Genomic DNA, 12363 nt, shown 5'->3' with positions numbered 1-12363 from the left:
GGTTCAGAAAATCTCCAGATCGCGGTCGACCATCACCGTGACGCGCGCGCCCTGGTCGACATAGATGACGGGCCCGATCGAGAGGTAGTCGCCGATCACAGAGTCGGTGGCATCGGCCAGATCGTCGCCCACGTCCTCGAGAACGTCTGCGGTGGTCTCATCCTGCACATTTGCAGCGGCCGCGCTTGGGGCGGCTGAGATCAGCGAAATCAGCGCGGCCGAGCCGAAGCGTTCGTCAAAGCGGGTATCGACAAAGCCGGTGACGCCGGAGCGGCCCAGCTCGTCTCCCCCAAAGGAACTGATCTGAATGGTCTGGTTATCGGGCAGGATGATCCGGTCCCAGGCGATGGTGACACGGCGCTGCGCGATATCGATGCCAGAGCGATAGCGCCCGATGAGACGGGAGCCACGCGGGATCAGGAGGCGCGTGCCATCGAAGCTGAAAACGTCTTCCGAGACCACGGCGCGGGTCTGACCGGGCAGGGAGCTGTCGAGTGCGGTTTCCATGACGGCCTGGATCATGGTGCCCTGGATGATGGTGTTGGATGGATTGGCAATGACTTCGGCCTGTGTGACTGAGGTGGGTAGCGCGCCGTTCAGCACGAAATCCGTCACCTCACCAAAGGTGCGCTCGGTCAATGCCGTCTCATTCGCTCCGGAGGTGCCACCAAAGGCGATGGTCGGTGAGGCGATGCGGCGTTCCTGAAACGCGCGCTCTTCGGCCGCGCGACGCTCGAGCTCGGCCATGCGCCGGGCCTCTTCCTCACGGCGCATTCGTTCGTCTTCCCGCGCGCGCAGCTCGTCCTCAGACGGCCCCAAGGGCGCAGGGGCAGGACGGTTGGCTTCGAGCTGGGCCAGCTCGAGATCCATGCGGAGTTGTTCAAGTTCGCGGTCGCGCGCTGTGAGTTCATCCCGGAACTGCTGTTGCGCGGCCTCGGATGCGGCTTGCAAGCCGGCGATCTGTGCGGTCAGCGCGTCGATGGCCTCGGCCGCAGCCGTGTCTTCCTCGACCACGGGTTCCGGCGCATTGCGCAGCTCTTCGATCTGGGCCTGAAGTGTTGCGAGCTGCGCCAGAAGTTCGGCATTGGGCTCGACGGGCTCGGGCGCGACTAGAACCACTTCGGGCTCGGGCGGGGGCAGGGTTTCGATAGCGCCGAACCCGTCGCCCTCGTTTTGAAACACATCCGGTGTGGCCGTGGGCAGGGTTTCCTCTTCCTCGGGCTGTGAGAGAAGATAGAGCAGGGCACCACCCGCGCCGATGACGAGGATCACGACCAGCGCGAGAAGGGGCGACCGGCGCTGCGCCGCTATGGGGGCGCGGGCACTGCCTTTCTCAAGGGCGGCGAGGCGTCTTTCCAGCTCGGTGTTCCCGGTATCGCTCATGAGGCGGCCTCCGCGGGCGGGACCGCCTCGATGCAGACCACCTCTTCGCCAAGTCGCAGCACCCATTGCCGGTTCACGCCCGAGACCCGGATCACGCCGTCTTCGGTGGCTTGGGTGTTGACCGTCCGCTCACGGCCATTCGCGTAGCGGAAGATCGCGGGCACCGGCGCGTTTCGCGGGAATGCGAAATACGTAAACGTCCCGTCATCCCAGACGCGGGAAGGCGTGAACTCTGTCCGTGCACTGGCGCCGTAATTGTAGTTGGGGGCTTGGGCCGCAATGGCACGTGTGGGCCGCGTGTTGTCGTCCGGGTAGCGGAACTGGACCACGTAGAAGGTTGGGCTGCGAGTTTCCTGGACGTTGAAGTAGTAGCTTCGGCGGTTGGTGTAGACCGTTATGTTGGTATGGACGCCGCGCGCCACCGGCTTGATCGCGAAGGCCTGGCCACCGGGGACGCCGTCGATTTCGAAGCCCTCGGTATCGCCTGCGATGATCGAGCGGATGCTCTCGCCTTCGCCAAACTCGACCGTTGTGACATGCGTGAGAGAAACATTGAGGCGATAGACCTGACCCTCCTGGTAGGTGGCCAGCCGCACCCGGCTATCATTGGACCCGCCACGCGGGATGGCCTCGGCCATGGTGAGGCTGGGCAGCAGGGCAAATAGGCCAACAACAAAGAACTTTTTGATCAAACTAATTCTCCAATCTGTCGGAGCGGATGGAATACTCGAGCACGGTGAAGCCGAAGGGATTGGTCCAGACTTCGTCGATGGAGCGACGGGTCTCGGGGCGGAACTCGAAGAGAAGCGTGGCGGTGAAGAGCCCCGTCTGGACGCCATTGAGCGAGGTCAGACGCTTGCGCAGGCGCACGGTGGCGCGGTTCGTGCCGATCCGGTTGATGCTGAGGATTTCGACGTCGAGCCGGGCGTTCGGCCCGTAGACTGTTGGCGGGTAATTCTCATTGGCGCTGTTCCAGATCTGGCGCAGGCCGCTTTCAGCGGCCCCGTCCGAACGGCGCAGCACGCTGCGAATGCGCAGATCATTGTCGAGCTGGTTGTAGATTTCGCGGTCGGTCACGTAGCGGAAGACCTCCGCCTCGATGATGGCCTGGTTGGCGGTGACGGATGTGGCGCCGACGGACGCCTCGGGCAGGGCAAAGCCGGTGGCGGGATCATAAGGCACGACGACCGGAGGTGGATCGACATCGAGGATCGCAACCGCCGCCGCGCTCAGGCACCCGAGTATGCCGAAGATGAGGCCGATGAGCCCAAGGCGCTGCCAGAGCCGCTCCCTTCGGAGCGCCCCGTAAACCAGTTCCTCTTCGATAATCTCTTGTTCACTCGCCACGCGTCACACCCCGCTCTCGGCGTTTCGAAATAAGCTGAATCGGTTCTTCGCTGCCTCTCGCTTCGTTTGAGCACGAAAACCGATATTTGTTTTTGCGGGTCAATTTCGAAACGCCTTAATCAGCCCGCAACTCGGGCAGGGTGAAGTCCATGAAGCGCTGCTCCTCGGCGATGGTGGCCGCATCGATCACGCCGCCCGTGCCATCGCCCACGGTCTGCACCGCCTCGAGCTGCCACATGGCGACCAGAGCGATGGCAAGTTCAGCCGTCACGCGGGTGTTGAGATCGACGCTTTCCTTCAGCTCATCCATGTCGTCGATCAACCCGACCAGCCGGTCGACGCGCTCAAGCGACTGGCCCGCATCTTCGTAGCTGTTCTGGGCGGCGGCTGAGACCAGCGCACCGGTTGTGGCTTGGGTCGCTATGCGGTTGGCGCCGGGATTGCCGCTCGTGGCCATTTCCGAGAGCGTGTCATCGTCAAACCCGAGATCGGCCAGCACCCGGTCCATCTGGGTTTCGATCTCGCTCGCGCCAGAGCCGGTCAGACGGGAGAAATCCCCTGTTTTGATGGCTTCGATGGTGGCGATGATATCTCCGAACTCCTGGTCGAGCAGGCCGTTCAACTCTTCTTCCATCTGGGTGCGGATGATCTCGGGCAGTTCGGCGAGGCGGGTGAGCGCTTCGTAGGTGCGTTGCAGCTCCGCGAGTTGATCCGTGAGTGTGGCAAGCTGTTCGCGGAGCTGCGTCAGCTGCTCGTTCTGCAGGATCTCGTCTTCGATCATCTGCCGGAGCTGCTGGATGTTTTGCGCGATGTTCTGGGTGTCGACGACCGGCACGCCTTGCGCGAAGGCGGGAGATAAGGCGCACAGATGCAAACCAATCCCAAGTGTTGTGGCCAAGGCCGTCCTCACGAGCAAATGTCCCATCATTCAATCTCCCTGATTGTGAAGTCCATAAATGCGCCCTCGGCCATGCGGGCGCTGGCCTGCGCCAATTCTTCTGCGCTCAGGACACGGGTCCGCGCCGCCTGAAGCCGGATGCGCGCGGCAACGAGGCGCACGAGTTCGGCGCGGGCATAGGTGTTGAGCGCCATGCTTTCCTGCACGTCGTCTGTCTCGGAAATCCGCTCGACGATATCGCGGATGCGCAGGGCGGCCTGACGGATCGCTTGGGGCGAGTTGTTGCCGTAGACCGCGGCCCCATGGCCCGTGAGTGAAAGATTTGCATTGGCGAGAAGCGCGGGGTCGATGGTGCCAAGTGCCTCGATGCCCCCGATGCGGCTGAGGTAGAGATTGTAGCGTTCTGGAATGACCTGAACGTAGTGCTGCGTCTCGGCAAAGGGTGGCACGCCGCCGTACTCGAAGACTCGACCGGGTCCCGCGTTATAGGCGGCGAGTGCGTTGATGATGTTGCCATCGAAGGTGTTGAGTTGGGTCGCGAGATAGCGCGCGCCGCCATGCACCTGAAGGTAGGGGCTGTCGTAGTATTCCGGGTTGATGCCGAGATCGCTGGCAGTGCCCGGCATGATCTGGGTGAGGCCGAAGGCGCCAACCGGGGACCGCGCGCCGATGGTGAAGCGGCTTTCTTGCCAGATGAGGGCTTGCATCAGCGCGCGCCACTGGACGGGTGAGAGGCCTGCGCGGCCCACACCCGCAAAGCCGCTGGTTTCCTGAGCGACGCGGATGATCAGCTGCTCGATGTTTGCAGCGGCATCTCCGAACATCTGCGCACCGCCGGGGTTGGGATCGATATTTGCCGTACCGTAGACGGCTTCCACGGAGCGGTCCGCATCGCCGCTGCCGCTTTCCAGCCTTGAGACCATCGCGGGCAGGCCTTGTCCCCCGAAGCTGGTCTGGGCATCGAGGATGCGCTGCAGGGCTTCCAGCTGTTCGCGCTCGATCTCGGAGATGAGTTCACGCACGGAAAGTTTGTCGGCCTGGAGGGCGAGGTCGGTTTCCCGATCCCCGGTCTCGACGATGTCGCGCGCGGTCAGCCCGCTGTCATTGGTCGGCACACCTTGGGAAAAGGCGACGCCAGGAAACAGGCAGAGCAACAGGATCTGGGTCAGCTTAGACGTCAATGCCGCCCTCCGGGGTGCCAAGGGGCGTGAAGTCGCAATCGGGCGCGACGGGTGCCGTGGAGGCGAGGAAGGTAAAGCAGTTGGCCTGTGGCTCCTGGTATTGGGCACAGGAGGCCAGAACGCCGAGTGCGGCGAGGAGAATTAGAATACGGGTCATGAAAGCCTCCAGAAGTCCGGGCGGTCGCGGTAACCGGCGCCCACGAGCGCTTCGCCTTTTTCCATGCCGCCGAGGATGGTGAGATTGGGGCCCAAGGCGCTGAGATCAGCATCGACCACAATCGAGCCCTGGTCATCGCGAATAAGTGCCAAGCGGCTGTCGCTGCCGGTGTTGAGAAGCACGTCGAGTTCCTTCTCGTAGAGGTTCAACATCGCGTAGTCGGCGGCATGCGCCCGGATATTGGGCAGCAGGATCTGGGTTGGCACCGCCTCGACGATGGTTTTGCCGGTGCGGGTGCGCTCGAGCTGGCTCGCGTATTGCGTCATCATCACCGCGACCGTGTTCTGCTTGCGGGCGGTCACCAGCCAGTTCGAAAGCCGCTCGGCGAAATAGGCGTTGTCGAGTGCCTTCCAGGCCTCATCGATGATGATGATCGTGGGGCGCCGGTCCTCGATCTCGCGCTCGACCCGGCGGAAGAGATAGGAGAGGACCGCCATCCGCTCCTTCTCGGCCTCACTGTCGAGAATGCCGGTGAGATCGAAGCCGACCACATCGCCCTCCAGCGAGAACGTGTCTTCCAGCGTCTGCCCGAAGATCCAGCCGTAGCGGCCCTCTTCGGTCCACTCAAACAGGCGCTGGTGCAGATCGCCGCCATCATCGGTGGAGACGAAGAGCGATGCGAAATCCCGCCAGTTCCGCAGTGCCGGATTGGAAGCCTGCGCGTTCTGGCGCACGACTTCCTGGATGCGGTTGGTCTGGGCAGGCGTCAGCGGTTTGTCGGCACGGTGGAGCAAGGTGGCGAGCCAATCCGAAAGCCAGGCGGTGCCGCGCGCGTCGACTTCGGTCCAGAGGGGATTGAGCCCGGTGGCTTGCCCGGCTTTCAAGGATGCATAGCGCCCGCCATTGGCTCGGACCGCCATCTCCATACCGAGACGGTAGTCGAAGACGAAGATCCGCGCCCCTGCTCGACGGGCCTGCGTCATGAGAAAGGCAGAAAGCACCGACTTGCCTGACCCCGGCCGCCCCATGATCAACGTGTGCCCGCTGGTGGGTTCTTTGTCGGGGCTGCCCTGCTCGTGATAGGAAAACCGGTAGGCGCTCTGTTCCGGGGTGGGGAACAGGGTGATGACCTTGCCCCAGGGCACCTTGCTGGCGGGTTTGCCGAGCTGCGTCCGGTGGAACGCCGCGAAATCCGCGAAATTGCGATTGGTGATGGCGCTGGCGCGCACGCGCTTGGGCTGGTTGCCGGGATGCTGGCTGAGGTAATGCGCCTTGGCGGCGACCCGTTCGCCGATCATCTTCACGCCCTCGGTGGCCGCGGCGTTGACGATCTCGGCGCTCAGGGTCTGCAGCTCGTCCAGCGTGTCGCAGAAGATCGTCACGACCAAATGGTGTTCACCAAAGCTCTGGCGTTTGGCCTCGAGATCATCGGCCGCGATATCGAGCGCTTCCATCAGCGAGAGGGCCGCATCCTGCGAGGCCTGCATCTGGCGCTTCTGTCGTTTGATCCGGCCCGCCATGAGGTTCGAATTGATCGGGGTGAAGGAATGCGTCACGATCATGTCGACCGGCAGGTTCAGCATGTCGAACATGGTGCAGGAGGTGGCCTCGGCATATTCCCCGATGGTGAAGCTCTTGCCGTAGCGATGCCCCACGACGCCTTCTGAAAGCTCAAAATGATCCTCGAGGAAGGTCACGCGGGTGTTAGCGACGTTGAAGGACAGGAAGCCGTAGGTATTGGCGGGGTAGAGCGGCAGTTCTGTCCCCGTGTTGAGCGCCCCGAGAAACCCAATGAGCTCGCCGCTCTTCGCGGAAAGGACATGCGGGTTCAGCTCCGTCAGGCCCGAGAGGAAGACATTCACGGCCTCGCCCAGGCGGCGCAGGCGTTTCTGGGTTTCTTCCTTGAAGCGATCCGGCGCGCTGCGGTTGAGGAACGGCAGGAAACTCTTCGGGGGAGGGCGGTGGATCACCGTTAGGGTAAGCGTCTTGTCCCGCAGCCCGCTCGTCTCAAGCTTCTTGCGCCAAAGCCGGTCCACCTCGCCTGCGAAGCTGCCCTCGCACACCGGCTCCAGCTCCGGTGCGATGGCCTTGGATACCTTGTGGACATAGTAGCTGAACTCCGGTCCCAATTGCGCGATGATCCGGGCAAAGAGCGCCGTCACTTTGTCGAGATAGGCATCGTCCGTCGTGTAGCTGTTGGCCCCGTCGAGGCGGATGCACTGGAAAAGCTCGTTCACCCGCGTCCGCACGGTCCGATCATCGACCAGGCTGACATATGGGAGCATATGCGCGAGACGGGTTTCTCGGGCATACCAGTCCGGCGTCAGGGTGCGGGGATCGAGCGTTTCGTCCAGGGCTTCATTAGGGCGCATAGCTGTCCCCGCCATGAATGCTGCGGTTCCGGGTCGGCGGCGTCTCTTGTAATGCCGTCATCATCACGTCGATGAAGCGCGGATCCCAGTCGGCGGCTTTCCAAAGCAGCGGATAAAGCAGGGCGGCCACGCCCAGCACGGCGATGTGCTGGACCCAGACGAAGAGAAGCACCGAGCCAAAGAGCCAGACCATCGCGTACATGATGGGCAGGCCCAGGAGCTTGGGCGGGCGCACGAGGCCGAGGAAGAGGGGCGAGCGCTCAGCCACCGGCAAAGACCGCGGCGACGATGGTTGGGGCGGCGGCGACACCAGCGATGCCCACCAGGACCCAGAGCGCCTGGCGCAGGTCGATGATGTTGAAGAACCAGCTCAGAAAGACGCCGAGGACGGCAAGTGTCGCGATGACGACGCCGAGCGGGCCGGTCAGCGCATCGACAATGCCCTGAAGCAAGCTCTGGATCGGGGAGAGATCGATGCTTTGCGCAAAGGCGGGTTCGGCAATGAGCAGGAATAGCGCCAGCGAGGCGACAAAGAGGTTTGAAATCTGTCTCATGAATTTGATCCTTTCAATCGGGCCGCGACAGCCATGACGCGGGCCACGTGGTTCTGGGTTTCTCGGTAGGGGGGAATGCCGCCGTGCTGGCGCACGGCGTCCGGCCCGGCATTGTAGGCCGCCAGTGCCAGACGCGGATCGCCGAAGGTCCCCAGCATCATCGCGAGGTAGCGGGCGGAGCCGTCGAGATTCTGCAGAGGCTCACGCGGGTCGACGCCGAGATTACGGGCAGTGGCGGGCATCAGCTGGCCGAGACCGATGGCCCCCGCGCTGGAGATGGCATCCTGGCGATAGGCGCTCTCAACTTCAATGTTGGCTCGGTAGAGGTGCAACCAGTCCGTGACCGAGAGTTTCGCGCGGCGCAGACCGGAATGGCTGGCATAGCGCAGCGCAGTCGCTTCAATGGCAGAAAGAACATCGGCGCGGGGCTGGGGAGCCGGACGAGAGAGGGCTGCAAGCTGATCCGCGTCTGGGACAGGTTCGCTTGCCGTCTCACCCAGGATCGCCAGCTCGTCAGCAGCTGATCCTTGCCCAATTCCGTCATTGTAGTTCCGGGCAAAGCTGCTCTGGGAGCGGGACGGGGTCAGAGAGCCGTCGCTCTCCATGACCAGCACCATCTGTGCCGAGGCAGGTGCGGCCAGAAGGCCGAGGAGAATAAGGCTAGTCGCTAGCGCCCTTGTCGGTGGCCGCCAGCTTATGCGAAGTCCGCTGGCCCTCTTCGAGCGGCACATCGGCATGCGAAAAGCCGATGCCGATGAGGAAGGACACGACACCGGTGATCGTCTTGAACTCGCGGATCTTGATGTCGTTATAGGTCGTCCGTGTGCGGGCGGTGACCAGGAGCTTTTCGACGCCGTCGTCAGAGACGGCACGCATGATCCAGACCCCGTAATAGCTCGGGCCCTTCTTGTGTGCCGACTCCTGGCACAGGATTTCAGCGCTATAGCCGCTTTCCACGAGTTCGCGGAACCTGGCTTCCGTAACCACATTTGGTGCTTCGATGTCCCAGTTCATGGCCCGGCTCACGCTTTCTTCAAAGACGCAACGCCTGGGCATTCCTACTTGAAGCCCAGAGTTACGATAGTATATTAACAACCGCAAGATGTAATATCGCGGTTCATCTGTAGTTTGGTTACGCAAACACTAGTCACGGCCAGTGTCCGCGATCAAGGAGATAACAGGTTTGAGAAACCCAAGGTTGACAGACCGGCTCTCATTGCAAGCTATGGCCCTTCTGATCTGCGTCCCCGGGCCGGGTTTCACCGACTCCTGCCTCGCACCGGCCCGTCCCTTCCTGCCAAGCGATTCGCAAGCGGCCCGTGACTACGCCGACCTCATCCGTCGCGATTTCGAAGACTACATCCAGGATATCCAGAGCTACTTCCGTTGCCACGACGACGAGCGCGCCCGTGCATTCAAGGAAGCGAGGGAGGTCAGCGAGGACTATGGCCGGTTTCTGCAATTGGTAGGGGATTGATGGGTTATCCGGGGAGCATCAGACTTGCAGCCCATGGGAACCCGACGCCGATAACACCCTCAAGTATCTACTTTTTAGATAATAGATTTCATCCGCTAGCGACGTCACAAAAGGTATGTGACGCGTGGCAAAGACAATCAGAAGCAAGGGACAGGTGGCGCTTTGCCAAGCGTTGGTCGACGCCCGGATCAAGGCGGGCCTCGGTCAGAAAGACTTGGCGGGCAAGCTCAAATGCCACCAGTCCCTCATTGCCCGCGTTGAGAGCGGCCAGCGCCGGGTCGACGTCGTCGAACTGGTTGTTCTGGCGCGCGCCATCGGCTTTGACCCGTTCGAGATTCTGGCGATCGTCGAAGCCGCCACGGAGCCCGACCACAGGATTTGAACGAAGAGATTTGTCTGAGAATCAAGAGCTCAGTTCTCCTGGTGTGGCCATCGCTCCCATGAGGAAACCTAGTTAACCGAAAGCAACGAAGACCGGTGCAGGGTAGGAGTGAACACTCTGCAACCCCACGCCGAATTCGCAGCGCAATAGTGCAGGAAGTCAGTAAACAGTGAACGATGATAAAGGCGAAGGCGTCGCGATCGCAAATTTGATCGGGAAGGATAGGAGCAGTGTTGTTGGTTGGGTGTATCGCTGGGGTACAGGCGCGCTTGGAGTGATGTGGGGCGTCGAAGGACCGCAACCCGTATTTGAGATCCAGCCGGACCTCGGTGATGCGGCGAAGCGCGAAATCGACTTCGATGGTTTGACGAAAATCCTGCCACCCAGCGGTGTGTAAGGATTGCAATCGCACTGTGATGGGTGACCGTGATGGGCTGGAAAGGGTGTGTTCACCTTGAGGCAGCTCGCTCTTGATCGAGCGAGATGCTTCGGATCGGGGTGGGATGGCCGCCGGTCAGTAGTTCACCTGCTCAAACCCATAGTTGCCCTGATAGTCGCGCCAATCGACAAAGACGGACCGGTGATAGATGCTTGGGCAACGATCTCCCCATCGCTCTAGGCCCTCATGCACTGACGGAAGGGCGGAGGTGGAAGTTCTCTGCCAGGAGAAGCCACCTTGGGTCCCATATGTGCCGAGGAAGATCGCTGCATTGCGGTAGCAGTCGCCATCTCGAGGAGACTCACGCTGCCAAGCGGATCGCACGTCAAAGACGCGAATCGAGCGCACGAAATTGAACTCCGGGCCACTGATGTCGATGTCCGCACGATCTTGGACCAGGCGCAGGGCAAATTCCGCTGGGGCGAGAACGTCTAAGGTTGCGTCAAAGCGCAAAACGGCTGGTTCTGAAGTTGCGTCAGATGCGCGATGGTTCACGGGAAAGGGCTGGCCTGGTCGAAAATCATCGGCATTGAAATCGGAATTGAAAAGGGCGTCGAAGATCCGGACCGTCCCGCTCGATTGACGCTCCATCTCGTAAGACGCACCCATTGGGCAGCGCCAGATCTGCAACGGCGGTTCCACAGGCCAAGGCGTGATCCGCCGGATGAACTCGGCACGCGCACGAGAGCAAGGGACAGATGCCGGCCAACCGCCGGATAAACAAAGGAGGATTGCGCAGTCGATAGGATACGTTTGCGCTCGGCTGCTGGTGGGCAGCGAGATGTTGGCTAGGCTCAAGACTATCATCAACGGGGAGAAGAGCTTCATGAATGGAAGGCGCATGCTGGAGATCCTTGAATAGCCGAGGCCAGCATACATACAAAAATATACTATCGCAACACTAGATATACTTACGCGTAATAACTGTTATGTTAAATTCGCAACTTTCCAGCCGCTTTTTTGCGCCTGGAAAGTTCCCGGTAAAGAGCTTCTCGACTGGTTCCAATCTCAGCAGCCAGTTCTTGCAACTGGCCGCGTGGCGGAAGGCTATTATTGAGAGACAGCCAGGCATCGAGACGGTCCGAAACGGTCCGAATCGTACGAATTTCCGCGCGCATTCGGGTTTCCTGCACTGTCCGAGACAGGATTCGAACCCAAATCTCAACCAGGTCATCGTCTCTCCGCAAGGCATCCCGAAACTCATGTGTTGGAAGCAATGCGACTTCGCTGGCTTCACGTGCCGCAGCTTCGCAATGATAGTGTGCAGAATGGAGCGATGCTTCGGCAAGAACTTCACCGCGACGCGCGACATGGAGGGTCAAGACGGTTCCTTGTTCAGTCACCCGGCGCAGTGCAACCGCTCCGAAGTTTACCCGGATCATGACTTTTACCGGATCACCTACTGAAAAGAGGCTCTGGCCAGGTGACAACCGGCGGGTCATCGCACTGGCGAAAATATCGTCAAGCGCGCTAGACATGATTGCTATCATATGAGGCTTGCTGCGCACGTGTCACAAAGAGGGTGACCCAGAATGCGCCAGGAGAACCCCAGTGAAACCAATCCACCTTTTGTTTGTCGCAGCCATTGGCTTGCCTTCGCCCGCGATCACGCAAAGCATGAGCGCCCACGATGGCATGAATCACGGGAGCTCTGATCACACGATGATGGTGCAAGGTTCTTCGTCTGCGGGGAATGCCCCGACCCAAGGCGGACAAGCGGCGTTCGCCGCCATTCAGGAGATCGTGATGATTCTCATGTCTGACCCGGCGACCAATTGGGATCGAGTGGATGTTTCGGCGCTCAGGCAACATCTTGTCGACATGAACAATGTGACGATGCGTGCGGATGTAGAGGCAGAGGTGATCGACGGCGGCGCGCGTTTTGTTGTTTCCTCCCCCGATGCAAACGTCGTCGCATCGATCCGGCGCATGTCGTTTGCACATGCCGCGACCATGAACGGCACGGAGGGCTGGGATTTCACGGTGAAGGAAACAGACAAGGGTGTGGCCTTCACGGCAACCGGTGATGCTCCGCGCATCCGCTCTCTTGGATTTGTTGGCCTTATGACCGTGGGCGCGCACCATCAGCAGCACCACCTCGCACTCGCTCGAGGCGATATGCCCCACTAGCGATACTTGAGGCGGTATCACCATCGGCGACACGGATTGAGCG

At 61.1% G+C, this 12363-nt stretch carries 17 protein-coding genes; 4 read left to right on the top strand and 13 right to left on the bottom strand.

Annotation, left to right across the window (positions count from 1 at the left end):
- Positions 1–3: 3 nt before the first annotated feature.
- The 11 genes from AC5EFR_RS05945 to AC5EFR_RS05895 form a co-directional block, all read right to left on the bottom strand.
- Positions 4–1383: a TraB/TrbI/VirB10 family type IV secretion system protein gene (locus AC5EFR_RS05945; RefSeq protein WP_493574981.1), complete on the bottom strand. Its 1380-nt coding sequence runs from the start codon at positions 1381–1383 to the stop codon at positions 4–6.
- Positions 1380–2021, bottom strand: a complete 642-nt coding sequence (locus AC5EFR_RS05940; protein WP_493574994.1) for a TrbG/VirB9 family P-type conjugative transfer protein — start codon at positions 2019–2021, stop codon at positions 1380–1382. Before AC5EFR_RS05940 ends, AC5EFR_RS05945 begins: the two co-directional genes overlap by 4 nt.
- Positions 2022–2076: 55 nt before the next feature.
- Complete coding sequence (locus tag AC5EFR_RS05935; RefSeq protein ID WP_493574980.1) at positions 2077–2730, bottom strand: VirB8 family type IV secretion system protein; 654 nt, start codon at positions 2728–2730, stop codon at positions 2077–2079.
- Between the two features lie 115 nt (positions 2731–2845).
- Positions 2846–3655, bottom strand: coding sequence for a type IV secretion system protein (locus tag AC5EFR_RS05930; RefSeq protein ID WP_493574993.1), 810 nt, complete (start codon positions 3653–3655; stop codon positions 2846–2848).
- Positions 3655–4743, bottom strand: a complete 1089-nt coding sequence (locus AC5EFR_RS05925) for a lytic transglycosylase domain-containing protein (RefSeq protein ID WP_493574992.1) — start codon at positions 4741–4743, stop codon at positions 3655–3657. Before AC5EFR_RS05925 ends, AC5EFR_RS05930 begins: the two co-directional genes overlap by 1 nt.
- Positions 4744–4798: 55 nt before the next feature.
- Positions 4799–4966, bottom strand: coding sequence for a hypothetical protein (locus AC5EFR_RS05920; RefSeq protein WP_493574979.1), 168 nt, complete (start codon positions 4964–4966; stop codon positions 4799–4801).
- A complete protein-coding gene (locus tag AC5EFR_RS05915; protein ID WP_493574978.1) occupies positions 4963–7338 on the bottom strand; it encodes a VirB4 family type IV secretion/conjugal transfer ATPase in 2376 nt (791 codons plus the stop codon). Before AC5EFR_RS05915 ends, AC5EFR_RS05920 begins: the two co-directional genes overlap by 4 nt.
- Positions 7328–7606 (bottom strand): VirB3 family type IV secretion system protein, encoded by a 279-nt coding sequence (locus AC5EFR_RS05910; protein ID WP_058314084.1) that lies wholly within the window; start codon positions 7604–7606, stop codon positions 7328–7330. Before AC5EFR_RS05910 ends, AC5EFR_RS05915 begins: the two co-directional genes overlap by 11 nt.
- On the bottom strand, positions 7599–7892 hold the full coding sequence (locus AC5EFR_RS05905; protein WP_493574977.1) for a TrbC/VirB2 family protein: 294 nt from the start codon (positions 7890–7892) through the stop codon (positions 7599–7601). Before AC5EFR_RS05905 ends, AC5EFR_RS05910 begins: the two co-directional genes overlap by 8 nt.
- On the bottom strand, positions 7889–8509 hold the full coding sequence (locus AC5EFR_RS05900) for a lytic transglycosylase domain-containing protein (RefSeq protein WP_493574976.1): 621 nt from the start codon (positions 8507–8509) through the stop codon (positions 7889–7891). Before AC5EFR_RS05900 ends, AC5EFR_RS05905 begins: the two co-directional genes overlap by 4 nt.
- Before the next feature lie 43 nt (positions 8510–8552).
- Positions 8553–8906, bottom strand: a complete 354-nt coding sequence (locus AC5EFR_RS05895; RefSeq protein ID WP_493574975.1) for a hypothetical protein — start codon at positions 8904–8906, stop codon at positions 8553–8555.
- A gap of 211 nt (positions 8907–9117) precedes the next feature.
- Here AC5EFR_RS05895 and AC5EFR_RS05890 point away from each other — a divergent pair, with 211 nt between their 5' ends.
- The 3 genes from AC5EFR_RS05890 (at position 9118) to AC5EFR_RS05880 (ending at position 10148) form a co-directional block, all read left to right on the top strand.
- Complete coding sequence (locus AC5EFR_RS05890; RefSeq protein ID WP_274577442.1) at positions 9118–9369, top strand: hypothetical protein; 252 nt, start codon at positions 9118–9120, stop codon at positions 9367–9369.
- A gap of 124 nt (positions 9370–9493) precedes the next feature.
- Positions 9494–9751, top strand: coding sequence for a helix-turn-helix domain-containing protein (locus tag AC5EFR_RS05885; RefSeq protein WP_203240465.1), 258 nt, complete (start codon positions 9494–9496; stop codon positions 9749–9751).
- Positions 9752–9920: 169 nt separating this feature from the next.
- A complete protein-coding gene (locus AC5EFR_RS05880) occupies positions 9921–10148 on the top strand; it encodes a hypothetical protein (protein WP_493574974.1) in 228 nt (75 codons plus the stop codon).
- Between the two features lie 117 nt (positions 10149–10265).
- Here AC5EFR_RS05880 and AC5EFR_RS05875 read toward each other — a convergent pair whose 3' ends face one another.
- The gene (locus tag AC5EFR_RS05875; RefSeq protein ID WP_493574973.1) at positions 10266–11033 is read right to left on the bottom strand and encodes a hypothetical protein; all 768 of its coding nucleotides are present in this window, start codon (positions 11031–11033) and stop codon (positions 10266–10268) included.
- Between the two features lie 89 nt (positions 11034–11122).
- Positions 11123–11668 (bottom strand): Crp/Fnr family transcriptional regulator, encoded by a 546-nt coding sequence (locus AC5EFR_RS05870; protein ID WP_493574972.1) that lies wholly within the window; start codon positions 11666–11668, stop codon positions 11123–11125.
- A gap of 73 nt (positions 11669–11741) precedes the next feature.
- Between AC5EFR_RS05870 and AC5EFR_RS05865 the strand changes: the two genes are divergently transcribed.
- The gene (locus AC5EFR_RS05865) at positions 11742–12320 is read left to right on the top strand and encodes a hypothetical protein (protein WP_493574971.1); all 579 of its coding nucleotides are present in this window, start codon (positions 11742–11744) and stop codon (positions 12318–12320) included.
- The last annotated feature ends 43 nt before the right edge of the window (positions 12321–12363 follow it).

This window comes from Pelagimonas sp. (assembly GCF_058892305.1).
The sequence above is the reverse complement of the archived record's forward strand: the minus strand, read 5'-3'. Positions and strand labels throughout refer to the sequence as shown.